This is a genomic window from Methyloglobulus sp. (genome assembly GCF_040079455.1).
Lineage (GTDB): Bacteria > Pseudomonadota > Gammaproteobacteria > Methylococcales > Methylomonadaceae > Methyloglobulus.
The window spans coordinates 1-26,159 of sequence record NZ_JBEBKJ010000053.1; the positions used below are offsets into that span (position 1 = coordinate 1).

Annotated in this window: 20 protein-coding genes and 1 tRNA gene; 11 read left to right on the forward strand and 10 right to left on the reverse strand. The window is 44.8% G+C overall.

Going from position 1 to position 26,159, the window contains the following annotated elements; genetic code table 11:
• Positions 1 to 129: 129 nt before the first annotated feature.
• The 5 genes from rimO to ABL924_RS11915 form a co-directional block, all read right to left on the reverse strand.
• The gene (rimO, locus tag ABL924_RS11895; protein ID WP_349027310.1) at positions 130 to 1,440 is read right to left on the reverse strand and encodes a 30S ribosomal protein S12 methylthiotransferase RimO; all 1,311 of its coding nucleotides are present in this window, start codon (positions 1,438 to 1,440) and stop codon (positions 130 to 132) included.
• 115 nt (positions 1,441 to 1,555) lie between these two features.
• Complete coding sequence (locus ABL924_RS11900; protein ID WP_349027311.1) at positions 1,556 to 1,882, reverse strand: hypothetical protein; 327 nt, start codon at positions 1,880 to 1,882, stop codon at positions 1,556 to 1,558.
• A gap of 113 nt (positions 1,883 to 1,995) precedes the next feature.
• A complete protein-coding gene (locus ABL924_RS11905; protein WP_349027312.1) occupies positions 1,996 to 2,670 on the reverse strand; it encodes a rhomboid family intramembrane serine protease in 675 nt (224 codons plus the stop codon).
• Between the two features lie 290 nt (positions 2,671 to 2,960).
• Complete coding sequence (locus tag ABL924_RS11910; RefSeq protein ID WP_349027313.1) at positions 2,961 to 4,511, reverse strand: fused MFS/spermidine synthase; 1,551 nt, start codon at positions 4,509 to 4,511, stop codon at positions 2,961 to 2,963.
• Between the two features lie 487 nt (positions 4,512 to 4,998).
• Positions 4,999 to 5,214, reverse strand: a complete 216-nt coding sequence (locus ABL924_RS11915; RefSeq protein WP_349027314.1) for a hypothetical protein — start codon at positions 5,212 to 5,214, stop codon at positions 4,999 to 5,001.
• 31 nt (positions 5,215 to 5,245) lie between these two features.
• Here ABL924_RS11915 and ABL924_RS11920 point away from each other — a divergent pair, with 31 nt between their 5' ends.
• The 6 genes from ABL924_RS11920 (at position 5,246) to ABL924_RS11945 (ending at position 11,930) form a co-directional block, all read left to right on the forward strand.
• Complete coding sequence (locus ABL924_RS11920; protein WP_349027315.1) at positions 5,246 to 6,448, forward strand: aspartate aminotransferase family protein; 1,203 nt, start codon at positions 5,246 to 5,248, stop codon at positions 6,446 to 6,448.
• A complete protein-coding gene (gene argF, locus ABL924_RS11925; RefSeq protein WP_349027316.1) occupies positions 6,438 to 7,340 on the forward strand; it encodes an ornithine carbamoyltransferase in 903 nt (300 codons plus the stop codon). Before ABL924_RS11920 ends, argF begins: the two co-directional genes overlap by 11 nt.
• 42 nt (positions 7,341 to 7,382) lie before the next feature.
• Entirely contained in the window at positions 7,383 to 8,051 is a 669-nt protein-coding gene (locus tag ABL924_RS11930) for a TIGR04211 family SH3 domain-containing protein (protein ID WP_349027317.1), read from the forward strand.
• 76 nt (positions 8,052 to 8,127) lie between these two features.
• Complete coding sequence (gene ilvD, locus ABL924_RS11935) at positions 8,128 to 9,819, forward strand: dihydroxy-acid dehydratase (RefSeq protein WP_349027318.1); 1,692 nt, start codon at positions 8,128 to 8,130, stop codon at positions 9,817 to 9,819.
• Positions 9,820 to 9,830: 11 nt separating this feature from the next.
• The gene (locus tag ABL924_RS11940; RefSeq protein WP_349027319.1) at positions 9,831 to 10,961 is read left to right on the forward strand and encodes an acyltransferase; all 1,131 of its coding nucleotides are present in this window, start codon (positions 9,831 to 9,833) and stop codon (positions 10,959 to 10,961) included.
• Between the two features lie 213 nt (positions 10,962 to 11,174).
• Positions 11,175 to 11,930, forward strand: coding sequence for a peptidase (locus tag ABL924_RS11945; RefSeq protein ID WP_349027320.1), 756 nt, complete (start codon positions 11,175 to 11,177; stop codon positions 11,928 to 11,930).
• Here the strand turns inward: ABL924_RS11945 and ABL924_RS11950 are convergent.
• The 4 genes from ABL924_RS11950 to ABL924_RS11965 form a co-directional block, all read right to left on the reverse strand.
• Positions 11,872 to 12,939 carry a putative zinc-binding metallopeptidase gene (locus tag ABL924_RS11950; protein WP_349027321.1) on the reverse strand — a complete coding sequence of 356 codons (1,068 nt, stop codon included), beginning with the start codon at positions 12,937 to 12,939 and terminating at the stop codon, positions 11,872 to 11,874. The two genes, ABL924_RS11945 and ABL924_RS11950, sit on opposite strands and share 59 nt — an antisense overlap.
• On the reverse strand, positions 12,933 to 13,874 hold the full coding sequence (locus ABL924_RS11955; RefSeq protein WP_349027322.1) for an alpha-E domain-containing protein: 942 nt from the start codon (positions 13,872 to 13,874) through the stop codon (positions 12,933 to 12,935). The genes ABL924_RS11950 and ABL924_RS11955 overlap by 7 nt, the downstream gene beginning before the upstream one ends.
• A gap of 2 nt (positions 13,875 to 13,876) precedes the next feature.
• The gene (locus ABL924_RS11960) at positions 13,877 to 15,325 is read right to left on the reverse strand and encodes a circularly permuted type 2 ATP-grasp protein (protein ID WP_349027323.1); all 1,449 of its coding nucleotides are present in this window, start codon (positions 15,323 to 15,325) and stop codon (positions 13,877 to 13,879) included.
• Between the two features lie 921 nt (positions 15,326 to 16,246).
• Positions 16,247 to 16,322, reverse strand: a tRNA-Lys gene (locus ABL924_RS11965).
• A gap of 1,334 nt (positions 16,323 to 17,656) precedes the next feature.
• On the opposite strand from ABL924_RS11965, the gene ABL924_RS11970 reads away from it, so the two are divergent.
• From ABL924_RS11970 to ABL924_RS11985, 4 genes are all read left to right on the forward strand, one after another.
• Positions 17,657 to 19,432 (forward strand): LamG-like jellyroll fold domain-containing protein, encoded by a 1,776-nt coding sequence (locus ABL924_RS11970; protein ID WP_349027324.1) that lies wholly within the window; start codon positions 17,657 to 17,659, stop codon positions 19,430 to 19,432.
• A gap of 219 nt (positions 19,433 to 19,651) precedes the next feature.
• On the forward strand, positions 19,652 to 20,047 hold the full coding sequence (locus tag ABL924_RS11975; protein WP_349027325.1) for a hypothetical protein: 396 nt from the start codon (positions 19,652 to 19,654) through the stop codon (positions 20,045 to 20,047).
• Between the two features lie 335 nt (positions 20,048 to 20,382).
• Positions 20,383 to 21,189, forward strand: a complete 807-nt coding sequence (locus ABL924_RS11980) for an AIM24 family protein (protein ID WP_349027326.1) — start codon at positions 20,383 to 20,385, stop codon at positions 21,187 to 21,189.
• Position 21,190: 1 nt separating this feature from the next.
• The gene (locus ABL924_RS11985; RefSeq protein ID WP_349027327.1) at positions 21,191 to 22,297 is read left to right on the forward strand and encodes a M48 family metallopeptidase; all 1,107 of its coding nucleotides are present in this window, start codon (positions 21,191 to 21,193) and stop codon (positions 22,295 to 22,297) included.
• A gap of 197 nt (positions 22,298 to 22,494) precedes the next feature.
• Here the strand turns inward: ABL924_RS11985 and ABL924_RS11990 are convergent, their stop codons facing one another.
• Positions 22,495 to 22,779, reverse strand: a complete 285-nt coding sequence (locus ABL924_RS11990) for a hypothetical protein (RefSeq protein WP_349027328.1) — start codon at positions 22,777 to 22,779, stop codon at positions 22,495 to 22,497.
• 498 nt (positions 22,780 to 23,277) lie between these two features.
• Here ABL924_RS11990 and katG point away from each other — a divergent pair, with 498 nt between their 5' ends.
• On the forward strand, positions 23,278 to 25,521 hold the full coding sequence (gene katG, locus ABL924_RS11995) for a catalase/peroxidase HPI (RefSeq protein WP_349027329.1): 2,244 nt from the start codon (positions 23,278 to 23,280) through the stop codon (positions 25,519 to 25,521).
• The last annotated feature ends 638 nt before the right edge of the window (positions 25,522 to 26,159 follow it).

The window sequence follows — 26,159 nt, forward strand, 5'->3', positions numbered from 1 at the left end:
CGACCTTCTCCCCCCAAGGGAGAGGGGTAAATACTTGTGTAGATACTTATGCCCTTATCCCTCGAGGGAGAAGGAGTTTTTGAATTATTAGAGATTCCCTTATTATTTTTTAACCGCAATATCAAGAACCTAAACCAAATGCGCCCACAAATCGTGGTCGTCGGCCTCTTCGATTTCAACGGTCACAAATTCACCCACTCTTAGATGGGTTGCACCGTCGATAAAGACTTGCCCGTCGATTTCAGGCGCATCAGACTGGCTTCTGGCGACTGCACCCTCTTCCACCACTTCGTCGATCAGGACAGTTTCGATATTGCCAACGCGTTGCTGCAAGCGACCTGCGCTAATCTCGGCTTGACGTTCCATAAAACGGGCTAAGCGATCTTGTTTGATTTCTTCTGGAATTGAATCAGGTAAGTCGTTTGCGACCGCACCTTTTACGGGCGAATAGGCAAAGCAACCTACCCTATCTAACTGCGCTTCATCCAGAAAATCCAGCAGCTCCTCAAACTCTTGTTCGGTTTCGCCAGGAAAGCCCACGATAAAGGTGCTACGCAAGGTAATGTCGGGACAAACTTCACGCCATGCTTTAATGCGCTCCAGATTATTCTGGCTGGCTGCGGGGCGTTTCATCAGCTTTAGAATCCGGCTGCTAGCGTGTTGGAAAGGAATATCTAAATACGGTAGGATTTTGCCGTCAGCCATCAGCGGGATGACATTATCAACATGCGGATAAGGGTAGACATAGTGCATACGCACCCAAATACCCAAATCGCCCAAGGCCTCGGCCAGATCAAAAAAGCGGGTTTGTATGGAACGTCCACGCCAAAAACGCGGTTGATATTTTACATCCAAGCCATAAGCGCTGGTATCTTGGGAGACAATCAACAACTCTTTAACACCCGCATCGGCCAAACGCATGGCTTCCACCATAACATCGTCTATCGGTCTGCTGACCAGATCGCCGCGCATGGAGGGAATAATGCAAAACGTGCAGCGATGGTTGCAACCTTCACTAATTTTTAAGTAAGCGTAATGATTGGGCGTGAGCTTAATTCCTTGAGGCGGCAACAAGCTGGTGAATGGGTCGTGCTTGGGAGGAAGATGCTTATGGACGGATGCGACCACTTCATCAATGGCATGGGCGCCAGTCACTTTCAAGACTTGCGGATGCCGCGCCCTGATTTCGTCTTCCCGCGCCCCCAAGCAACCAGTGACGATTACCCGACCATTTTCAGCCAATGCTTCACCGATGCTGTCCAGGGATTCTTCCACAGCCGCGTCAATAAAACCGCAGGTATTGACGACAACCAAATCGGCATCTTTGTAGTTAGGTGAAATGATGTAACCCTCTGAACGCAACTTGGTCAAAATGCGTTCGCTATCAACCAAAGCCTTGGGGCAACCCAAGCTAATAAATCCTATGTGGGGGGCAGTCATGATATGTTAACTAAATCAAAGCTAGGATCCTGCGGCTTATAAAAGCCGCATGATCAGAAGATACGAAATGAAAAGCAGACGCTTAATGGGGATGGGAACAGCAGATTTTGAGCTTTTAGCCTTTCACCGCATCAGCAATTGGATTAAACGCATCAACCTTAGCCTTGCCGGTTTTAATCAAATCAACGCCCGTATCCACAATCATCTTGCAAAGCCCTGGGGTTTTGTAGACCATCAAACATAAATAACCCACGGCTGGAATCGCAATCAGTGCGCCGATAAAACCGTTAATGCCCACGACACCCATCAACTTAACGAGTATGGCGACTGCATCCAGCGGCAACAGCACCATCGCGCCAAAATAAGCTAAAACCACGAAGGTGAACACAGCAAAAACAACAAATTGAAGCAGCTTTACTAAGAAGTAATTTAGTTTTTTCATAAGGTTTTGTAAGATTCCTGACAAGAATGTAAGTAGTTTTTCCACCAGATACCAATGGCTTTATCTACTCTGATAAGTTGATTTTCAATGCTGTAATTATAGCTTGAAAGCATTTAAATCGCTTCATCTTTTCGCAGAAAAAAGCGATGCAGAATGGCTCCGGCGATAAACCCACCTACATGTGACCACAACGCCGAATTAGAAGTCACTCCTTCGACATATGTAGAGGTAGTAATATCGTAAAGCTGAAAAATAACCCACAACCCCAAAAAAGTTACCGCTGGAATATGCACAACAATAGGGAAAAAGAACACCACAACCCGTTCATACGGATAGAGAAAATAATAAGCCGCTAATACGCCAGCGATAGCACCCGAAGCGCCAACAACGGGTATCTGTAAAGTAGGCGCGGAATACCATTGCATCATGGTTGCCAACAGACCGCATATTAAGTAAAAGGCGATAAACCGCCATCGTCCCATCCGGTCTTCCACATTGTCTGCAAAAATCCACATAAACCACATGTTGAAGATAATATGCAGCCAATTTCCATGCAGGAATAAGCTGGTTAAAAATGATAAATAGCCATCGAACGGCATACCATTAGACAGTCCCCATCCTGGATTAGCATATCGATTAGGCACCATGCCATATAGATAGATAATCTTATAGCTCAATTCGTAAGGTATAAGCTGCATGACGAGGAAAATAAAAATACAAATCGCCATTAAACCCCAAGTGACGTAAGGCGTTGAATTGCAGGGGGCCGTGTCTCGTATTGGTATCATTTTTTGATCTCCCATGACATTGTTGGCCTAAGCTTAACCGCTATCGACTTATTGGCAACAACAAAATAACTTAGATAACCTCTAAAAATTCAGACCCCGCCTTCTGCTTCTGAAAGAAGACATGGGGATGGTTTTCAAAATCAATGAATTACCCCCCTAGACCCCTCCCATTGGAGATTATTTAGAGTCTCCGTTGGGCGCAAGGAAAACTCTATTTATCAGCAATTAAATTAACAACTGCAAATACAGAAATGACAACTTTCACTCACTCACTATAGGGCTGTGAATATTTAGCGAACCAACAAATCATTACCAAACCAGTCCACCAGTACATGACGGTAATGCTCCGATTTACGGGTTTGCAAGTGTTCCAGGGGATTAAGGTTATCGGTCAGAATAATGCCGTTACCAGCGTCAACGGTGAATTTGCGTTTGTTTAACCAATCAGCTTGCTCTGCATTAAGTGATGGCGAGGCCATATCAATCGGCTTGCTGCTGGCAAGAAATATATAATCATTGAAATCTTCACCCGGTTCGGAGACAAACAAAGATTGGTTCGGAAACACTTGCGCGACAGTTTTGGAAACGGAAGCCAACGCTTGTTGGCCTTCGCCCCGCCCAAACGCAACAAAATTAAGCGCGACTATACCCTGTGGCGCTAACAAACCTTTCAGTTGTTGTAAGGTTTCTACCGTCAAAAGATGCGACGGCTCCGACCCACCCGTAAAACAATCGTGAATAATCAAGTCATACGACCCAGTTAAATGCCGGATTTCATAACGGGCATCGCCCACGATAGCCTTTCCATTCGGCTTGAAGCCAAAATAGTCGGTTGCTGCTTGCGCCACGGCAGGATCTATCTCCAAGGTATCGGTGACAATGCCGTACTTATCACGTAGGGTCATCGCCATGTGTCCTGCACCCTGCCCTATCAGCAAGGCTTTTTTAATAGTGGGTTTGATCGCCGGAATCAGAGCAACAATATCTTGGTAAGTCAGTCGATTAACACCATCGGAAATGTTAGCTGCGCCAATCATGGATGCATCAGAGGTGAGAAACCGTAAATCGCGACTGCTTTGCTCGATGACACGGACATAGCCGTACAAGCTTTCACGCTCCGAAAGTACACTAAAGCGTCCATCAGGCGGGACATGACCTGCGCCGACAATTTTTGGCACTAAACACAATCCTACTAACGCAAGAATCGTACAAGGTAAAACCGCGATAGTCTTACCAAAGCGTTTCTGTTCAAACACGGCAACGGCAACAGCGAGTACGAACAACAGCAACCCCAAACTCACCAAAATTTGCCGCGAACCTACCCAGGGGAACAGGAAAAACCCCAACAATAACGTACCTATTACACTACCCAACGTGCTTACCGCATAAATAGTGCCGGAACTGCTGCCGACACCATCAAGTTGTGAGGTTGCCAATTTGATTGCAAACGGCCCGACCATGCCGAGCAAGGTCAGGCTGGGAAAAAACAGCACCAGCGCGCTGGTAAATGCGCCACCGCGTAAACCTAAGGGATCGGTCGCCAATAATACCGGACGTGCTGCCCAGGGAATCAGTAAAGTGAATATCGCAGCCAAAGCAATAATCAACGACAATCCGGTGCGATGCGCTCGGTCAGCCCAGCGACCACCGACAAAATAACCGATCGCCAAGGCAATCATCGTCACCGAAATCAAGGACGACCAAACATAAAGACTAGCACCGTAAAATGGTGCTATCAGGCGAGTTCCCAATAGTTCAATGACCATCACCGATGCGCCAGTTAGAAATACGATGAGATAAAGCCAGATTTTGCTGTGGCTGGATATGGAGTTGTCAGTCATTATGTATCACCTGTGTTTACTAATACGTATCGTTAATATATTGCCCCCTTTATTTACCTAAAGAAGCCCTGAACAAGTTGATTCCGATCATGATTCGAAGCTCACCACGAACGGACTCAAGAAATTACCGTTCGTCTGAAAGACGTCCGGCGGATAAAACCATGAAACAGCTCAATCTGTACAGGAATTCTCAAGAGAACCGAGCCGCAATTAAAACGGCACCGTCTATGTAGATACCGAAATTTTTTAGATTTACCCAGAATTTTGAAGCGGATCCTTATCGCACGACCCTTTATTAGCTTAAGGATTTCCTTGTTTATCTCACCGACAACCCATCCAACTGGAATGTTGTTCGCTGCCAGAACATTATTTTGGTACAGTTACCTTCATCTTATGTCGTTGCTAGCAACGCACATCTAAAAACGTCTGATGATAACTAAAATCAATAGCGATGTCTTTAAGAAACCAAAAAGTCTTAAGGGGATCTCTACCCCCCCCCCTCTCCCTCTGGGTTAGGTCTAGGGTGATGGTTGTAAATGATTATTTTTAAAGCCCTCATCCCAACCTTCTCCCAGAGGGAGAAGGAGTTTTTTGAATTTTTAGAGATCTCCTTAACAAAATGAGCTTGCTTCACTGTGTTTTGAAAATTATAATCAAGGGTTTTTCCAAGTGCTATCAAGTGCTTTATTTCAAGGGCAGTCAATCACTGCCTTTTTGTGTTCAGGTGGATATTTATGAGCAGTAAAGTTATGCCCACTTATGGCCGTTTAGCCGTCACTTTTGAGCGGGGTAAAGGCGTGTGGCTTTGGGATGACAACAACAAGCAATATCTCGATGCTTTATCAGGCATTGCGGTATGCGGCTTGGGACATGCTCATCCTGCCGTCCATAACGCCATCTGTAGACAAAGCGAAAAATTGCTGCATACGTCCAATATTTACCGAATAGCCGTTCAAGAACAGCTAGCTAATCGGCTGGCTGAAAAAAGCGGCATGGATAATGTCTTTTTCTGTAACTCCGGCGCAGAAGCGAATGAGGCGGCGATTAAACTCGCCCGTAAATATGGTCACGAACGCGGAATAGATGTTCCCGGCATTATCGTGATGGATAAAAGTTTTCATGGTCGTACCCTGGCGACCCTTAGTGCTACTGGCAATACCAAAATACAAAAAGGCTTTGAGCCGCTGGTCGAAGGTTTTATCCGTGTGCCTTATAATGACATCACCGCTATCATTGCAGCTATCAAGCAACAACCTAATGTTGTTGCCATTTTGGTCGAACCCATCCAAGGTGAAGGCGGAATAAATATCCCTGCCAGCGACTATTTGAATAAAATTCGTCAGCTATGCGATCAGCACAACTTACTGATGATGCTGGATGAAATCCAAACAGGTATAGGGCGTACTGGAAAGTTTTTGGCATTCCAACATAACGGTATACTTCCTGATGTATGCACACTGGCTAAAGCACTCGGCAACGGCGTACCTATCGGCGCGTGCTTAGCATCCGGCAAAGCGGCAACACTGTTTACGGTAGGCAATCATGGCTCCACTTTTGGCGGCAATCCTCTTGCCTGTAGTGCGGCATTAGCCGTGCTTGAGACTTTGGATAAAGATAACCTTATCGCCACGGCTGAAACCAAAGGCCACGCTATTTGTTCAGGACTTGCCGAACTTTTACAGGACAATATTCATATCATCGAAATCCGCCATAAAGGCTTAATGATAGGCATAGAACTAGATGCGCCGTGTACTGAGTTGGTAGCGCTGGCATTGGCAAAAGGGCTGTTGATCAACGTCACGCAAGAAAAAGTCATACGCCTGTTGCCACCATTAATCATTGATGCCATGCAAATCAAGCAGCTTATTGATACCTTAGCAAGGCTGATTGTGCAATTCACAGAACAGCATTTACTCGTAAATAACCATGCAGCCTAGACACTTCATCAGCCTACTTGATATTAGTGGCGGCGAATTTCGCAGCTTAATCAACCGTGCTATCGAGCTTAAAAATCATCGTAACCCTGATTATCAACCCTTAAAAGGACAGATCCTGGGAATGATTTTTGAGAAGTCTTCGACCCGCACCCGCATCTCTTTTGAAGCAGGTATGACGCATTTTGGCGGCAACGCCATATTTTTGTCGCCCAAAGACACCCAACTGGGTCGTGGCGAACCGCTGGAGGACAGCGCCAAAGTCATCTCCAGCATGGTGGATTGCATTATGCTTCGCACTTTCAAACATGAAACCGTGACCACGTTCGCCCAGCATTCATCCGTCCCCGTGATAAATGGGCTGACCGACGAACAGCACCCTTGCCAATTGCTTGCTGATATGCAGACGTATTTCGAGCAACGCGGCGATATTCAAGGCAAAACCGTTACCTGGATCGGCGATGGCAATAATATGTGTCATTCCTATATACATGCCGCAATGGTGTTGGATTTCAAGCTGCATATTGCCGCTCCGGCTAGTTATCAGCCTAACAAAACCATTTCTGATGCTGCTGGTAATCATGTCCGCTTTTTTGATACGGCAATAGCGGCCGCAAAAAATGCCGATTTGCTTGTTACTGATGTCTGGGCGAGCATGGGGCAAGAAGAAGAGCAAAAACAACGTTGTGCTGCTTTTAAGGATTATCAGGTCAATTCTGAGATCATGGATACAGCGCATAGTGATGCGCTATTTATGCACTGCTTACCCGCGCATCGAGGCGAAGAAGTCAGCTCCGAAGTTATGGATGGAACACAAAGCATCGTCTTCGCAGAAGCAGAAAACCGCCTGCATGCGCAAAAAGCACTCCTTGAATTTCTGTTGTGCATGAATTAAGGCTATATTTATCGGCATCAAGCAATCACACCAGAGGCTCATGTGAAAAGACTTAGCGTTTTTTTCGTTCTATTTATTGTTACAGCTCCTGCTGCTTACGCCAAAACTGTTTATGTAACTGATAATCTTGAGCTGCCACTCCGAAGTGAAGAGAGTAACAAAGGCAAAATTATCAGCCTGCTGTCCACAGGCACTCCACTTAACGTGCTAAGCGAAAACAGTAAATCTGGATTTTCCCTTGTAAAGTTAAAAAGCGGCATGCAGGGCTTCATTGCAACTAGAAACACCATGCCGGAACCACCCAATCGCAGCCAATTGGATACTACCACTAGAAATTCAGAATCCTTGCAGGCAGAAAACACTGCCCTTAAAGAAGAATTAGCTAAAGTTAAAACCTCTATTGCCCCAGGTACAACGCTGGAGCAATCTCTGGCTGCAGAACGCGACAGGTTAGACAGAGAGCTTATTGAATTAAAAAGAACAGCCAGTAATCAAATACAGTTAAAAAATGAGCGCGATGAACTCCAGGAAAATGTGGTCAGCTTTAAACGCGAACTGGAACAACTTAAACTTGAGAATAATACTTTAAAAGATGGTGCCAGCCAGGACTGGTTTTTATATGGTGGTTTTTTGTCGTTAGCAGGCGTTATTTTGGGCTTTATCCTGCCTAAGCTCGGCTGGCGGCGTAGGAATAGCTGGGATAGCTTGTGATACAAGCCTAATCTCAAGCCACAGAAAAGAAACCTACATCCTTTTACATTCAACTATCCCCAGGAAATCGACATTCATGTCTAACTCGAACGACACCAAAACCCGCCCCTTTTCGTCCAAAGTCGTTGACGGCATGGAACGTGCGCCTAGCCGTGCAATGCTTCATGCGGTGGGCTTCACTTCAGATGACTTTAACAAACCGCAAATAGGTATCGCTTCTACCTGGAGCATGGTCACTCCCTGTAATATGCACATCAATAAACTGGCGGATGACGCGGCAGCAGGTGTCAATAATGCCAATGGTAAGGCGGTCATCTTTAACACCATCACCATCTCCGACGGCATCTCAATGGGCACAGAAGGCATGAAGTATTCGCTGGTCTCCCGTGAAGTCATTGCCGACTCCATTGAAACAGTCGTTGGTTGCCAAGGATTCGATGGCATTGTTGCCATTGGCGGCTGTGATAAAAACATGCCCGGCTGTATGATGGCTATATCACGGCTGAACCGTCCGGCTATCTTTGTTTACGGTGGCACCATAATGCCTGGTTGCCACAAAGACAAAAAGCTGGATGTCGTGTCGGTATTCGAAGCCGTTGGTGCGCGAGCCAATAATCAAATTGATGATGCCGAATTAGCTGAAATCGAAGCCAAAGCCATTCCTGGCGCAGGTTCGTGCGGCGGCATGTACACCGCAAACACGATGGCATCAGCCATAGAAGCCTTGGGCATGAGCTTACCCAACAGTTCCGCACAAGCGGCGATCTCCGACGACAAACGTCTGGATTGCGAACGTGCTGGTGCGGCTGTAATGGAGTTGATAAAACGGAATATTAAACCCAGCGACATCATGACCAAGGCGGCGTTTGAGAATGCCATAACCGTGGTGATTGCGCTCGGCGGATCAACCAATGCCGTCCTGCATATTTTGGCAATGGCGAATGCCAGTAATGTCGACATTAGCCTAGATGACTTTACCCGCATCGGTAAAAATGTCCCAATGCTGGCGGACTTAAAACCCAGCGGTAAATACCAGATGGCGGAATTGATTGAAATTGGCGGCATTCAACCGCTGATGAAAATATTGTTGAATTGCGGTTTGTTGCATGGCGACTGCCTGACCGTAACGGGCAAAACGCTGGCGGAAAATCTTGCGGACGTACAGCCTTATCCCGACCAGCAAGACATGATCCGCCCCTTGGATAATCCCATCAAAAAAGACAGCCATTTAGTCATCTTATACGGCAATCTTTCGCCGGAAGGTGCGGTTGCCAAAATTACCGGCAAAGAAGGCTTGGTGTTCTCTGGCACAGCCAAAGTCTACGATGCAGAAGAACAGGCACTGCAAGCCATCCTCAACGGTGAGATCGTCAAAGGTGATGTCATCGTTATCCGCTACGAAGGTCCGAAAGGTGGCCCCGGAATGCGCGAGATGCTATCGCCAACCTCAGCTATCATGGGCAAAGGCTTGGGCAAAGAGGTCGCCTTGATTACCGACGGACGATTTTCCGGCGGCACCCACGGATTTGTGGTCGGGCATATCACGCCAGAAGCCCACGTCGGCGGCGCGTTAGCAATCGTCCAAAACGGCGACCAAATCACCATTGATGCCGAAACCAATCAATTGACCCTGCACGTAAATGAAAACGAAATTGCCCGTCGTCTGGAGCATTGGCAGCAACCTGCACCACGTTATACCCTTGGCGTGTTGGCGAAGTATGCCAAGTTGGTGAGTTCGGCATCGTTGGGGGCGGTGACTGACAATTAGATCGCATTAAGATGAATTCCTTTTTAAATCCAGAAAGCAGCATAAACAAAATCAAAGACAATAATCTGCGATTTGCCTTTGCCGATGGACTTAGGGGGCTTTCTGCATTGTGGGTTGTTTTTTTTCACCTTTCAGAAGGACATCATATTGACAAGCTAAAGGCTTATTTTCCACCAACTCTTAGCGCCGTCTTATTTGATTCAGGTCATCTAGGCGTAGCTACATTTTTTGTGTTGAGCGGATATGTGATGGCTTATACCGTACATCAATATGACGTTGACTTGCGGTTCTCTGCTAAGTTTATTTTGCGAAGACTAATTCGCCTAAGCCCTCCGTATTATTTCGCAATCTTGGTATCCATAGCTTTTTTATGGCTCAAAAGCAAGGTCACTGGAGGGGTTGCCAGCTTTCCAAACGAAATCGGCTTGGCAAGTCACTTGCTTTACTTTCAAGGTTTTTTAAAAATACCACTGCTTAATACAGTTTTTTGGACGCTTTGCATTGAAGTTCAATTTTACCATGCATTTGTTGTAATGGTATTTTTTTCGGACTGGCTGACCAAGCGCTTTAAGTTTGCAAATGCAAGGTTATACACTATCTGTATTTTTGCTCTTTTGGGCCCACCTTGGGCATTTGGTTTTATTTTAACCCCAATCTGGCAAGGTGGATTTATTACTTTTTGGTACAGCTTTATGGTCGGTGTTTCCGTCAGCTGGGCAGTTTCAAGTAGGGACAAATCGTTCATAATATTCTCGGTTATTATGGTATTTCTGGTGCTGATTGCCGGATTTACAACACTGCAGGGATTTCCTCTTATGGTTACATTTAGCGCGGCCATTATCCTATATGCAGGATTGTACGGAAAAATGAGTACTTGGCTTAATTGGCAGTGGCTACAGGGCTTAGGCTTGATTTCATATAGTCTATATTTACTGCACAACCCCATAACCGGAGCCGTAGCAAATTTAATTAGACGTTTTTATGCTGAAGGCATAGTCACAGACTTGATTATTTCAGCTACCACATTAATTGCTTGCGTTTTATCTGCGTGGATGGCTTTTAAATTTATTGAGAGACCCAGTATTCGTTGGAGTCACACCGTTTCTCCCACTAAAACGGGTCGTAAGTCGGATAAAATATAGGCCGGATTAGCCGCGCAACACAAGTGATCTGTCCATTTTGGTTGATCTATTTTTGCGGCATAATCCGCCAACTACGGTACCCATCGAAATGGCGGATACGCCGTACGGAAAAACCTTATATATAGGTTTGTGCATCTAATTCGCGCTGCAATCTGACTAGAGCTGCAATCTGACTAGAATAGTTAACCGCATTTAATTTTGAGGACACGAAGGATGACCTATTGCATCGCGGTTTCGGTGGATGAGGGCTTGGTATTAACGTCAGATTCGCGTACGAATGCTGGCATAGATAACGTCAGTATCTACAGCAAAATGCACGTTTTTGCGACCTCGACTAACCGCAAGTTGGTATTATTAAGCGCGGGTAATCTGGCTACCACACAAGCCGTAGTAGAACAATTGCGGAGAGATAAGCGAGAGAATACGCTGGTTAACATAAATAGCGTGCAGTATCTATCCGAAGCGGCTGATTACCTAGGAACGGTCAGCCTCGAAAAGCAAAAACGGCATAAGGAAAACGAAGGCCAATCCAGTTTTAATCCAACCGCGACGTTTATTATTGCCGGACAAATTGGCGACGAAGCACCCGCCGCTTATTTGGTCTATTCTGAAGGCAATAGCATTACCACCTCAAGGCAAACCCCTTACTTACAAATTGGCGAAAGCAAATACGGAAAGCCAGTACTAGATCGTTTTGTTAAAATGACAACACCACTGGATGAAGCTGGCCTTTGTTCCTTGATTTCAATGGATTCTACTATTCGTAGCAATGCCAGTGTGGGAACACCCGTTGAAATGCTGGTTTACCGCCGAGACACACTAAGCTTTGATGAGTATTACTGCTTTGAAGCGGACGACGAGTATCTTCTGCTATTGAAACGTCGCTGGCATGAAGAACTACGTGCGGCTTTTATTGCCTTGCCACATTATGACCGTTCGCTTGCCAAACCGTTACGAGACGGTCTATAAAGCCTAGTTTTCGCCTGATAACATCAGTGATGACAAAAGGATAAGCATCATCAACCCCCATGCTACGGTTTAGGGCGTTAAGCATCACGGTCAATTTTGCCCAATCGGTTAATGCCAGTTCAAAGCTGTTCTTACCCAACGGTTCGCCGATTAATTCATAAGCAACGGCTGTCTCCAAAGTATCACGAATATGGAGATAATGCGCCCAAGTCTCTGCCCAGTCTTCCAAAGGGTGGGCAGAGGCATAAGCACTAATATAACCTTGTAACCAATCAGCCCTCGCACCTTCTTCATAATAGTGGCTTAACGCAACTTGATAATCAGCACGTTCATCACCAAACAGTTGCCTGAATTCTACTAACGCACCTTCATCCAGTAACAGCCCGTAATAATGTCCCAGTTCATGCCGGAAGTGACCTAGTAAGGTGCGATACAATTCGTTCATCAATTCTCGGTTCGTAGCACGGAAACTATCTTCCGCTTCTGCTGCGTTAACCGTGATGACACCATTATTATGTCCGCTATAGATAAACTCTTCCATGACATCGGGATTTGACCGCTGATCTTCTAGGAAATCGAATAGCAGAGGTGGTTGCCCTAATATTGTTTGTATCGAATACTCATCAGCATTAGTTCCGATAATATTAAGCGGCAAACCCAGACGAAAGGGCATATACAAAGCCCGGCGTTTAGTCTGCTCTAAACGTTGCCAACGAAGTCGATTGCGTGGCAAAGTTTGTGTAGGAATTGTTCGGGTAGTCCGACAGGACACACACTGCCGATTATTATCATGGGCTGGAATAAGCCAGTTACAACCTTGATCCTGTTGCAACTCACAAAAACGGTAGCGTTGTCCGCTAGCAGAAAAATAGCCGTGCCCATCTTCTTCTGCTCGCAACGGCAGCAACATTAACCGCTGTGGCTCGAAACCCAAAAGTTGTCCGCACACAGCGCAATGATTGTTTTCAAAAAATATTTCAGTACCGCAGCTACAGTTAAACCTTAACATGCTTGATTCCCCGCCAAAAACCAAGTGCCTGCAATCTGTTGATGTATTTCATCTAATTTCACTTGGATGCTATCCAATAATGCGTGCAAATTTGTGGGCGTAATCTGATGATAATCAGTCATTTTAAGCATTTTTCTGACTATTGAAATATTTTCAAATAACCCTTCCGAATGCGGAAAACAGCGAATGCAGCTTTCAACTTCATCAATACAATGCCTCACTGACCGAGGAAAATTCGCATCTTTGATTAGATAATCTAAGACATCGCCACTATTAATCCGATGCCGTCGGTGTTTACGGTACATGAGTAAAGCGCTTAATGATTTTAAGACATTCATCCATAGCGTATTTTCATATTCACGCATTTTATCGCTACGATCCTCTGCCAACAGTGTCGAACCAATGTCCAGAATACGCGTCGTCATGTCGGCACGCTCAATATTCCGTCCTAACTGGATGAAACGATAGGCATCATCTTGGGACATTGCTCCGGACAAGAAGCCGGTAAACCGCTGACAACCACGCATAATCTCGTTCAATAAAACCACACGTTCGCTACGATTGACAACAGAATCTGATTTCTCCCGAATTAAAAGATACATTTCATTGACTTGCTGCCATGCTTCATCGGGCACCAAATCCCGCGAAGTTCGGATGTTTTCCCTGGCAAAATTCAAGGATGAAAATAACGAACCATAGTACTTGGTATCTGCAAGCAGAAATCGCATAGTATTGCGTTCATCCGGTGTTTCGTAGAGCTGAAAAAACCGCTCCCCTGCCTCAAAAATGGTCAACAAATTACGCCAACTAATTTCGACACTCATCGGTAAATCGAACATGAGGTTCATGTGTACACTCAGCAAGCGAGCGGTGTTTTCAGTTCTTTCGAGATAACGGCCTAACCAATACAAACGCTCGGCTGATCGAGATAACATAATTATTTACCTGTATTAATGACCCAAGTATCTTTACTGCCACCACCTTGCGAGGAATTGACCACTAACGAGCCTTTATTCATGGCAACACGCGTTAATCCCCCTGCTGTCACATAACTGCTTTCGCCTTGCAGAATAAACGGCCGCAAATCAATGTGCCGTGGTTCTAAACGATCATCACATAACGTAGGACAGGTTGATAGCGCTAAGGTGGGCTGGGCAATATAATTGCGCGGCTGGGCTTTGACAATTTGGCGAAACTCGGCAATTTGTTCCTGGGTAGCATGTGGCCCTATTAACATCCCATAACCACCTGACTCGTTGGCCGGTTTTATGACCAATTCTTGCATATGTTTTAACACGTAATTAAGTTGCTCAGGCTCGCTACATAAATACGTTGGCACATTGGGCAAGATGGGTTCTTCATTTAAATAATATCGTATCATTTGCGGCACGTAGGCATAAACGACCTTATCGTCAGCAACCCCAGAGCCAGGTGCATTGACCAAACTGACATTGCCCGCTTTCCATGACCTGATCAAACCCTTTACACCCAATACAGAGTTTTTACGGAATACTTCAGGATCAAGAAACTGATCATCAATACGACGATAAATGACATCAACCTGTGCCAGTCCATCAATGGTGCGCATGTAGACACAATCATCATCCAATACAATCAGATCATCGCCTTCTACTAGTTCAGCACCTATTTGTTGGGCTAAAAAAGCATGCTCAAAATAAGCAGAATTATAAATGCCGGGCGTTAAGACAACGATTCGCGGCGTTTCCCTATGCGCCGGAGCAACTGACAACAGCATTTCAAAAAGATGCGCGGGATAATCATCAACCGGCAACACATCGAGATCCTGCAGTAATTCGGGAAAGACTTTCTTGGTAATAACGCGGTTCTCAATCATATAAGACACCCCAGATGGCACCCGTAAGTTGTCTTCGAGGACGTAAAAAGTACCATCTTTATCACGAATTAAATCGCTACCGCAGATATTTGCCCAAGTTCCGAACCTGGGGCGCATACCTATACATTCCGGCAAAAAATTTTTAGAACTTTTAATAATATAAGCAGGAATAAGGTTTTCTTTAATAAACAGTTGCTCATTGTACATATCGTCAATAAAGCAATTCAGTGCATTGAGTCGTTGCTTTAAGCCAGCTTCGACACTCAGCCACTCCTTGTTGTCGATTATCCGGGGAATGATATCGAAAGGCCAAGCCCGATCAATATTTCCTTCCTCGTTATACACCGTAAACGTAATGCCCATTTCTATAATAGCAAGTTCTGCTGCGGTTTTACGTACCTCCAAAGCAGTTCGTCCTAACTTATCGAGATAATCGCTTAAGCGTTGACTAGACGGCCTCGCTTGGTTTGCACAGCAGCGCATTTCATCATAAGCGTTGGTAGAACTGTAATCATTCCATAATGAAACCATAGTCGTCCCCGATTGAAAAAACTGGTTTAAGTATAATTTCTATTGCTGTCGTCAAAAAAAAGGCGTTTATCTTCCTAAAAGAAAAACGCCTGAGAAAGGTACAACACACGATGAGAACAACTTTCAATATTATTAAAGCATTATTCATGCCATCTGTATTCAGTACAATCTTTATGTCTGGTATCAGGGATAATGTAATATTGTAAAAAATATTAATTGTTTTTATGCACTATTTTTGTGCGTCCATACCAGTAACCTGATCCTAATTTGGTGCGGAATCAACTTCATAGAAGTTATTACCCTCCCTGCACAAATCGAAACATGACGATGCCAAGTCCGCCACTATTTATAGCGGCGAAAAATCACGTGGCGATTAATGCCTACGGCTGCCCAGATTCGTCCTCGGTTCGCTACCCCCCCCCCCGCTGCTACGCTGCACCACGGCTACTCAAATGACTTATGCTTGTCGGATGACTCTGCATTTTGACTATGCTTCCGCTCGCGCTACAACTTCGTCAAAACACCGGCCTCTACAGCTATCTGGAGGTCTCCGTACACCGCTCCACTAACGTTACGCTTCCTGCACTCCTTCGCGGACATCGCTAATAATCCATAGCCTTTCCCTTTTCAGTTCAGGGCAATATCATATGACAAAAAATCATAGCTAAATCTGACCGCCTAAAACGCGGTTTTAACCTTACTTCGGACTAATAAAAACGACACAGCATGGCTTGTTTTTGCTAGTCAGTAGGTGTGTTTTGTTGTGGGTTTATAGCTTTTGTGAGGTAGTGATAGGCGCGTATTTAGGTATAAATCCGGCCTGAATTGTTGCCTGCGCTGTGTTGATTTATTTCAAACTGCCCCGTGATCGACCCACAGACTGCAGGAAAAAACTTGAAATTGGTAACACATTGATTTTAATGGTGGGGTGTTAGGGATTCGAACCCTAGACCTATGGATTAAGAGTCCACTGCTCTACCAACTGAGCTAACACCCCTAATGAAATTCTCAGCGAGGATGGTAAAGGATTTCTTGCTTAAAACCAAGCCCAAAGTGAATTGGTGTTAGTTGTAAACAAAATGTCTGGTTTCAGGGTATTCAATAAGCGCAAGCTAAAGGCTTCATGAATACTGGAATTTCACTTTGGAGTTGAAACTGCTTTTTGCACCTAAAATACATTAGTGTGTAAGAATTTATAGCGTTGTTTACAGTATTTAGGAAAATACTGTAAATGAACATCCATAACCATACCCGACTTACCTTGTTGGATCGGAAGGAAATCTGACAGCTTTATCAAACCCGATGCTGGAAAGTGACTCATCTCGCTGAGTGCTTCTGGGATTCAAGGCCGACCATTGAGCTCGAACCGAACCAACAGGTTGTGCTGGATAGGGCAACCCACCATTGGGACATCCTAGAAACGGGCGATGATTCATATCGCTTAAAACAGCGGAAAAAAACTATCGAAAATCTATCGTCTCATCAATCTAACTGGAAGCTTTTAGATATCGATAGGTAGAAAGTTTTTGGTTTTTATTGACAGGCTAAAGGTGTTTCTTTGATTTGAAGTCACGGATTTAGGAGGTATATCAAAACTCAAAAACCGCTTTCTCACTACAAAAAAGACTGCCAGAAAGATAATCATAAAAAATTCATTGCTGAATATCGATGAAACAGCATCCTATTATTATTTAATAATCAAAGTATTTCGACACCTTATTAAAAACAAAATTACTAAAGATAATTCTCATTATTAAACACAAAAGCGACTTAATTAAGGCTTAGTTAAGTATTAGGCATTAGCATTGGGCTGAGACTAATATTTGAATAGCACCCTATTAATAGAGGCTAAGTCTCTGTTTTAATTTAATAACATATGATAATAATAATAAATAACGTATGCTCAAAGTGTCGATATTATCTTTATAAATTATCAAAATTCCTTAATTTTTTTATTGATTCTATTTCGACAAAACAACTTCAATCCCCAAAATGTGACGAATGTCAAAGAAATTAGCGTTTTCTTGAGCTTAACTTGTGTTCAAGAAAAAGGACGCGAAGACGTTAACTTTTTTGATAAACCTGCCAGTAGTAAAAAAAGAGGGACAGATTTTTATAAATTGGCAGCTTTAATATTTTCGTTTTTGTATTAATCGGTATTTCAGAAAAAATTTGAGAGAGCCTTGCGTAAAGGCATTAGCAGTTTCTATTTATTCAGCAGCGATCCCGCGCACATAACCGCCTATTTGCAATAGTTAAGCGAAGGCTAGGTTGTGAGGTGATCGTTGATTTTTTCCATACAACATCTAATTTGGTATAACAGAGAAGCGTATGAACACATTTTTTGCATATAAATTCAATCCCTTTTATGGGTATCTTAATCGCCTTTTATTAATTGGCTTTTCCCTATTTTTCTTCAGTAGCCAGGTATTCGCTGGAAATTTAAATTTTGCCTGGGATGCCAGCAAATCACCCAATGTCGGTGGTTATAAATTAAGTTATGGTGAAAGAAGCAAAAATTACACATCGACCATTGATGTCGGTAATAAAACCACCTATCAAGCGACAGGGTTAACACCCGGCACCAAGTATTTCTTTGCGGTGAAGGCTTATGCCTCTTCTGCTCGCACCACTGAAAGCAGTTATTCAAATGAAGTCAGTGCCACAGCCCCTGCCATATCAACGTTATCAGCCGATTTTACAGCAAGTAAAACCAGTGGTATTGCTCCTTTGGTGGTAACTTTTACGCCTGCCACAAGCGGAACAATCACAAGATGGAAATGGGACTTTGGCGATGGCTCGACAAGCACTGCCCAGAATTCCACACACACCTACAGTGTATCTGGAACCTATAGTGTGAGCTTAACGGTAACAGGCCCTGACGGAACGACTAAGAAAGTAAAACTTAATTCGGTTACAGTAACACCAGTGCCAGTGCCAACAACAACACCAACACCAACACCAAATGTGACTCCCACTCCAAAACCCGTAACCAATAACACGAAAAGTGGCTTGGTGGCTGCCTATAGTTTTGAGGAAAAAAGCGGTGCTACAACGGCCGATGCTTCGGGTAATGGCAACCACGGTACTGTTAGTGGTGCCGTCAGAAGTTCCGCCGGTTATTTTGGATCCGCGTTGAAATTTGACGGCGTGAATGACTGGGTGACAATCAAGGACAGCGCATCACTAGATGTCTCATCTGGGATTACGCTTGAAGCATGGGTAAACCCAGCTGTTGTGATGAACGATTGGACGTCTATTCTTATGAAAGAGCAGCCGGGCAATGATATATATACCCTCTATGCGAATTCTGACAAGAACAAACCAATGGCTGCTCAGTGGGTCAACGGCAGGATAACCACTTATTTTGGTGGATCGAACTTAGCACCCAATGAATGGTGGCATCTAGCAGCAACTTATGATGGACGATTCCAGCGGTTATTCGTGAATGGTGTTCTGGTCTCCACCCGCGTCCAAACAGGTTTGATTAAACAATCGAATGGTGTGTTACGGATCGGTGGAAATAGTATTTGGGGTGAGTATTTCAATGGCTTAATTGATGAAGTAAAAATCTATAATCGGGGATTATCCCTTGCGGAAATCCAACAAGATTCCAAAACAGTTGCCAGTGTTTCAAGCAAGACACAGTTGCTTGTAGGGAACAGCGCATTGGAATCTTTTGTCGATCACAACCCTCAGGGCGTTGCTGAAGCAGTTAAGTCGACAGCTCAGAAAAATGGGGTCGTAACTGCCATCCAGTTTTACTTGGATGCAAGTTCGACAGCGACAGAATTGGTAGCAGGCATATACGGCGATAAAAATGGTCATCCCGGAACTCTGCTTGCGCAAGGAAAACTAAGCATCCTTAAGTCCGGAGCAACCAATACAGTATCTATTCCTGCGGTCAAACTTGTCGCTAACACACCATATTGGATTGCGACTCTTGGATCAAAAGGGCAAATCAACTTTCGCATCCGAAAAGCTTCTGCATCTGTGCCAATTGAAGCCAGCAAATCAGGTTCATTAAAAACATTGCCAAGCCAATGGGTCACCGGTTCGGTATTTCCTAAGGATGGTCCAATGTCTGTTTACGGGACTGGCTATTGATGATTGACGCATAAAAATTATCGGGAAAACACCGATATTGCGAAAGCTTATTTTGGATATGAATGCCATGGATGGCGTGGATTCAGCAAATGCAGCCCTTGGGCTGCATTTTTTTAACTTTAAAACGGTTGCGAATTCAAGCAAAATATTCGATACTCCAAGTTTGTACTAGATTATGTTTGCTTTATTTAACTAATAATAATTGGAGATTAAATTTTTATGAAAAAATTAATTATCTTGGGCATGGTGGTATGTGCTATGTCTTTCAACTCTATCAGTGCGTTGGCTACCAGTGACGAAAAATATCCTGCGTCAAATTTCGAGCCTACTGTAACTTATATGGATGAAAGCGCTATTCAAGAGCAATCATCAGCTACGGATGATAAGTACCCAGCGTCAAATTTTCAGCCTAAAGTGACTTACATCGACGAAAATGTCGAGCAGACGCAAATAACGAAAGCCTCCGTGTTTGACCCCAAATATCCTGCGGCAAATTTTGAATCGAAAGTCATCTATTCCGATAAAAGTGCCGCCACGCCAGCACAAGAGCAGCCAGATCAGTTTGACCCAAAATATCCTGCGGCTTACTTTAAACCTAAAATAATCTATCCTTAATTATTGTTTTTCTGAATAACAGAAAAGTCCTTTCCTTGAAGTTTATAAAAAGATCCAAATTAGTCGTCAGTATCAAAATTGCATTGTAATTTGAACTGATATTTGGATTTCTGATGGCACTGACTAAGTGTTTTGATACAACAATATTTTATTATTGATTCGGCCATTTAATGTTTGAACCGTTCGTGCTTGTCGAAGCACACAAGCCTTTCGACAGGCAAACGCAAGTTAAGGCTTCACAAAGCTGAATATATAAGTGTTTGTAACGTAAGCATAAATAATTATAGTGCCGTCAGTTATTGGAGCTTACGGCTTACCTTAAGATAGGAAACGGGATGACACAGCTTAATTACACCATTACGGGTAACGATTTACAGTACATAAAAATCACATTAGAGGCAGGCCAGGTAGCTATTGCCGAGCAAGGTGCGATGATGTATGTGGATAAGCATATTGTTGTCGATACCATTTTGGGTGATGGCAGTCCTTCAAAATTTGGCAGTTTGGGGCGTTTTTGGAATGCAGTCAAACGTTCTTTTACGGGCGAATCGATGTTCAGCTCAGTTTATAAGAACACAGCTAACAAACCGCAAACCATTGCTATTGCCGCGCCTAGCCCAGGTGAAATTGTTCCGATCAATCTATCCGAACATGGCGGCATGATTATTTGCCAGAAAGGGGCTTATATTGCTGGCGAGTTGGGGCAGCGCATTCAATTGGCTTTTCAGAAGCGTTTACGTGTCGGTTTTTTTGGCGGTGAAGGCTTCATCATGCAAAAAATAAGCGGTCAGGGGATCGTATTTATTCATGCTTCCGGTACGCTCAAGGAAGTCGCACTCACACCCGATGACGAACTCAAAATTGATACTGGCTGTCTGGTGGGTATGTCATCGACAGTCCGTTACGACATCAAATACACCGGCAAGCTGAAAAATAGTTTGTTTGGTGGTGAAGGCTTGTTTTATGCCACTGTATCAGGCCCTGGTAAAGTATGGATACAATCCCTGCCCATGAACCGCTTGAGTAAGGTGTTAATGAGCGCGGCCTTAACGGGAAGCAGTAGCCGATCATCTTGGATGGGCAAATTTTACCTGCTTGCGATAATCCTATTTGCCATCTCCACCATTTATACCAAGCCCTGATATGAATAATGGTGTCAGTATTCTCTTATTCGGCCCGGAATTGCCCAGCGCGGGAGAACTGACCACTTGCGTGATTGAGCAAAGCCGAATTTACTTACCTGCTTATCAACAAAACATCAATTTCGCCGAATTGGAAGCCAGGGTGGGAAGTTTTGACCACGACCAATTACAATTGTGTTGGCAATATCAAGATAATACCTGGATGCTGATCCCTGCCAATCCAGATGCACAAAAAACACTGGTCAAGCTTTTGCCAGAAAATGCAGTTGCCGGATTGGGTAAGTGGAAACGTGCAACCTTTGGCCAAAGTCTGGTCTGGAAATCCGTCGCTTATTCCTTATGCAGCCTTGTGTTGCTGGTGGTACTGGCTATCTGGCAATATGACACTGCCGTTTCCTGGGTAGCTGGGCGCGTACCGCTGGCGACGGAATACAAAATCGGGGAGTCGGTGTTGACCAGCTTGAAAACACAAACAGCCTTGATCGATAAGGGTGTCGCAGTGGATGCCGTCAAAAAAATAGGCGACCGCCTGACCAAAGACTCCGCTTATAAATACCAATGGCATTTCTCCAATGACCCAGCCATCAATGCTTTTGCCTTGCCCGGCGGTATTGTGATTGTCAATAAAGGCTTACTGGAGAAAGCGGATTCCGCTAATGAAGTGGCGGGTGTGTTGGCGCATGAAATCCAACATGTCGAACAACGCCATGCCTTAAAGAACATGATTACTAGCTCCGGCATTGCCGCCGCCGTGTTGTTAGTGCTGGGTGATGCCAATGCCGTCATGATGATTATGGCGCATCAGGTCTCCGCCCAGTATTTCAGCCGTCAGGCCGAGTCCGATGCTGATATGAAAGGAATTGCCTTGCTGCAAAAAAGTAAAATTGACACGCAAGGCATGGTCACTTTTTTCAAAAAAATGCAGGAAGCCTTTAAAGGCAAAGCGAATGGGCCGGAATGGATGTCATCCCATCCCGATACCGCCAACCGAATACAAGCCATTGAAAATTACATTAAAGGGCATTCATGTGCGGATTGCGAAAAGTTGAAATGGGATAAGAAGGCCATTTTGGCGAGCCTGGAGAAGGGAAAACCCAAGATGAAATAGAAGGTTGTGATGAGTATGACGCCAAACATTTTTTAAGAGCGCAAGATAATTTTCTTCGGCAAGCGTATATTTCTCGCTGCAAAAAAATAATCAAAAAGGCCTACTTTCCTGTTTGCAGAAATTATAGCTAGAGCTTCGTCGACCATATGACAGTTACCTTCATAGGTTCTACAGATGGCAGTGCCTTTGAGTTCAAGTTAGTTTGTATCAAATCGCAATGTATAGGCATTTAAATCATACTTGTCCAAGCCTGTTGCTGATACTAATTGCCAGGTTTTTCCAAGCGGGTTTTCAGGTTTGGCTTTTTCCTTTGGTAGAAGTTGGTACTTTTCTCTATCCTTCTCATGCACCCGATTGGGCTCAGGCCGGAACGCCTCCCAGTCTATGCGAGCCTTCAATCCCAACAGGGTATCGCCCATGTCGGCCAGTTGCGCGGCGCGTTCTTCGACATCAAATAATCCAGGCTGGCGGGGTCGTTTCATGGGCTTGATCAGGTCTTGATAGAGTTGCCACTATTATCTCATTTTAGGGCTGTCAGGGTATGCAAAAATCATGGGGAAATGGGGGGATTATTAGAGATGCCCTTAAGATATACCCAAGAACGAAGTTCGTCGAAACTGTTCGAAGCGAACGACTGGATTGTCACGACAGGCGACAAAGAAAAACGATAATCTGTAGTTTGGGCTGGATGAAATGAAGTCCAACATAAACGAAGCCTTGAATGTTGTGCTTAGCTACCGCTCTGCCCTAGCTGAATTTTATTTCACAATTGGATCGAATGAGAACGGCAAGAGCTCGGTCAGTGCAGAAAGATTGAAAAATAGTGCTTGTAATAAACCTCCCGTATGGAATACTTTGACCATAGGCTTGAATTTCTTATCCGTTTCCTGGGGCTTCTTGTGTTTTGTTTAAGCCTTTTGCACTTAAAAGTTAGACGGCCTGCAGAGGCTGTATCCGCACAAAGAACTGGAGAACATAATATGTTAAAAATAAAATTACCGAGCATCCTACTGTTAGCACTGGTCTTTTCCCAAGTAGGCTACTCCGCAGAAAACCCTGTGCCTTCAACAAGCGCTGCGAATCTGCAAACACTATCGAACCAATTCTGGTGGCCCGAAAGACTCGATTTAGCGCCACTTCGACAACATTCAGCTGAGTCCAGCCCAATGGAGAACAAGTTCAACTACGCCAAAGAGTTTAAACAACTCGATCTCAAGGCTGTGAAAGCCGAAATCGAGAAGTTGATGAAAACATCGCAAGACTGGTGGCCTGCCGATTACGGACACTATGGGCCATTTTTTATCCGGATGGCTTGGCACAGTGCCGGCACCTACCGTATGGGAGACGGGCGTGGTGGCGCTGGCGGCGGTCAGCAGCGCTTCGAACCGCTAAACAGTTGGCCCGATAACGCAAACCTAGATAAGGCACGACGCTTGCTTTGGCCTATCAAAAGCAAGTACGGAAGTAAAATTTCATGGGCCGACTTGATGGTACTTACGGGCAATGTCGCTTTGGAATCGATGGGCTTCAAAACGTTCGGTTTTGCCGGCGGGCGGACAGATGATTGGGAAGCCGATTTAGTCTATTGGGGGCCTGAGAAAAAATGGCTCGCCGATGAGCGCTACAAGGGTGACCGAAAGCTAGACGACCCACTTGCCGCAGTGCAAATGGGGCTTATTTATGTAAATCCAGAAGGACCAAATGGCAATCATGACCCCATGGCTGCCGCTAAAGATATTCGCGAAACGTTTGGCCGTATGGCGATGAACGACGAAGAGACGCTTGCACTAATCGCAGGGGGACATACCTTTGGTAAAGGGCATGGCAATGGCGATCCTGCAAAATGTGTTGGCCCTGCACCAGCCGCTGAGGGGGTTGAGGAACAAGGTTTCGGCTGGAAAAACAAGTGCGGTAATGGCAATGGCGTTGACACCATAACCAGTGGTTTGGAAGGCGCTTGGAGTACAAAACCGACGCAATGGACCCACCAATATCTAACCAACTTGTTTACGTACGAGTGGGTGAAGACCAAAAGTCCAGCAGGTGCTACCCAGTGGATTCCTAAGGATGACGCAGCGGCGAACTTAGTGCCCGATGCGCATGATAAGGATAAGCGACATGCCCCCATCATGTTTACTACCGACATCGCTTTGAGAACCGATCCGAGTTATGAAAAAATTGCGAAACGTTTCTTGGATAACCCAAAGGAATTTGAGCTTGCCTTCGCTAAAGCCTGGTTCAAACTCACTCACCGTGATATGGGGCCACGGACACGTTACCTTGGATCGGAAGTACCTAAAGAGGAACTTATTTGGCAAGATCCTATCCCGCCAGTTAATCATAAGTTGATTGACGCTAGGGATACGGAAGATCTGAAGAATAAAATTCTTAAATCGGGTTTGACTGTATCGGAATTAGTACGGACAGCTTGGGCTTCAGCGGCTTCTTTCCGAGGCACCGATTTGCGCGGTGGAGCCAATGGCGCTCGACTTCGCCTTGCTCCTGAAAAAGACTGGCCGGTCAACAATCCAGCTGAACTAGCTAAGGCACTCCCACTATTAGAGGCCATCCAAAACGACTTTAACCGGACGCATTCGAATGGAAAAAAAGTGTCTCTGGCAGATTTGATTGTTTTAGGTGGCACTGCCGCAGTTGAGCAGGCCGCTAAGACTGCGGGATACCCTGTGAAAGTATCTTTTGCACCAGGGCGAATGGACGCAGCGCAAGAGCAAACAGATGTGAGTACGTTTGCTGTACTTGAGCCCAAAGCCGATGCATTCCGTAACTACTACGGTGAAGGCAATATGCTATCACCAACGGAGATGCTGGTTGATCGAGCTAACATGCTAACACTAACCATCCCTGAAATGACGGTTCTAGTTGGCGGCATGCGTGTTTTAGATGCTAACACAGGAGAATCCAAGCAGGGTGTTCTTACCAGCAAACCTGTTGCATTGAGCAATGACTTTTTCGTAAACTTGCTCGACATGTCCACAAAGTGGCAGAAGTTAGCCAAGTCTGAAGGGGTTTACGAAGGCATTGACCGGAAGACAGGTGAGAAAAAATGGACAGCTACCCCAGTAGACCTGATTTTTGGATCGCACTCTGAACTCAGGGCTATTGCCGAAATATATGCGTCTGAAGACGGAAAACAGAAGTTTGTCACTGACTTTGTCAATGCATGGGGTAAGGTGATGATGCTTGATCGCTTCGACCTAAAATAACCTTTTGGATGGTTAACAATTAAGAGACCAATGGGAGCATTATCGTTGAGATAACGTGGCAGGCTACCACTATTTCGGTAGCGTCTGCTGCCCATAGCTCAGGCGGTTTCGCAAAAGCAGGGAATCTGACCCCCATTGGTTTAGATAGTACATTACCGAGTTGCGCTTGAAGTGCCATAAGGATTTGAAGCCTTACAGTGCTCTCTGCTTGGTTCATTAATTTCCCGTCACTTAGCATCCCTGGCTTTATCACCAGTTTTGGAAAGCTTCTCCACCAACCCGTAAGATACTCTGTTCAAAATCAAGCTAAATTTGGTCATTCGGCAAAGATTGGAAAAGCATAAAACCGAGTGTTATCGAAAGGCAGATTGTGCTTCAACATGCCGTGGATGGCGTGTAGCAATTTACGCATGACCGCACAGACGGTTTGCAGGCGAATTCGGCCTCCCAATGAACGGTTAGCTTACTCGATCTCCTTGGCAACACTGATTAAATTTGATCATACAAGGCGAATAGTTAAATAACTGAACGACCGCAGTGGGCCGAATGGTGACGATGATAAACGGGCGGATACAAATTATTGGTGGTGAGCTATGAAAGCTTATTTTTTGAACTTGATAAAAAATTTGTATTTATTT

What these genes read in the sequence shown, in the direction of transcription:
- ABL924_RS11910 (WP_349027313.1), bottom strand. Translation starts at nt 4,511, where the DNA reads ATGACTGACAACTCCATATCCAGCCACAGCAAAATCTGGCTTTATCTC.
- ABL924_RS11905 (WP_349027312.1), bottom strand. Translation starts at nt 2,670, where the DNA reads ATGATACCAATACGAGACACGGCCCCCTGCAATTCAACGCCTTACGTC.
- katG (WP_349027329.1), top strand. Translation starts at nt 23,278, where the DNA reads ATGTTAAAAATAAAATTACCGAGCATCCTACTGTTAGCACTGGTCTTT.
- rimO (WP_349027310.1), bottom strand. Translation starts at nt 1,440, where the DNA reads ATGACTGCCCCCCACATAGGATTTATTAGCTTGGGTTGCCCCAAGGCT.
- argF (WP_349027316.1), top strand. Translation starts at nt 6,438, where the DNA reads ATGCAGCCTAGACACTTCATCAGCCTACTTGATATTAGTGGCGGCGAA.
- ABL924_RS11975 (WP_349027325.1), top strand. Translation starts at nt 19,652, where the DNA reads ATGAAAAAATTAATTATCTTGGGCATGGTGGTATGTGCTATGTCTTTC.
- ABL924_RS11945 (WP_349027320.1), top strand. Translation starts at nt 11,175, where the DNA reads ATGACCTATTGCATCGCGGTTTCGGTGGATGAGGGCTTGGTATTAACG.
- ABL924_RS11990 (WP_349027328.1), bottom strand. Translation starts at nt 22,779, where the DNA reads ATGAAACGACCCCGCCAGCCTGGATTATTTGATGTCGAAGAACGCGCC.
- ABL924_RS11920 (WP_349027315.1), top strand. Translation starts at nt 5,246, where the DNA reads ATGAGCAGTAAAGTTATGCCCACTTATGGCCGTTTAGCCGTCACTTTT.
- ilvD (WP_349027318.1), top strand. Translation starts at nt 8,128, where the DNA reads ATGTCTAACTCGAACGACACCAAAACCCGCCCCTTTTCGTCCAAAGTC.
- ABL924_RS11955 (WP_349027322.1), bottom strand. Translation starts at nt 13,874, where the DNA reads ATGTTATCTCGATCAGCCGAGCGTTTGTATTGGTTAGGCCGTTATCTC.
- ABL924_RS11940 (WP_349027319.1), top strand. Translation starts at nt 9,831, where the DNA reads ATGAATTCCTTTTTAAATCCAGAAAGCAGCATAAACAAAATCAAAGAC.
- ABL924_RS11985 (WP_349027327.1), top strand. Translation starts at nt 21,191, where the DNA reads ATGAATAATGGTGTCAGTATTCTCTTATTCGGCCCGGAATTGCCCAGC.
- ABL924_RS11980 (WP_349027326.1), top strand. Translation starts at nt 20,383, where the DNA reads ATGACACAGCTTAATTACACCATTACGGGTAACGATTTACAGTACATA.
- ABL924_RS11970 (WP_349027324.1), top strand. Translation starts at nt 17,657, where the DNA reads ATGAACACATTTTTTGCATATAAATTCAATCCCTTTTATGGGTATCTT.
- ABL924_RS11960 (WP_349027323.1), bottom strand. Translation starts at nt 15,325, where the DNA reads ATGGTTTCATTATGGAATGATTACAGTTCTACCAACGCTTATGATGAA.
- ABL924_RS11950 (WP_349027321.1), bottom strand. Translation starts at nt 12,939, where the DNA reads ATGTTAAGGTTTAACTGTAGCTGCGGTACTGAAATATTTTTTGAAAAC.
- ABL924_RS11900 (WP_349027311.1), bottom strand. Translation starts at nt 1,882, where the DNA reads ATGAAAAAACTAAATTACTTCTTAGTAAAGCTGCTTCAATTTGTTGTT.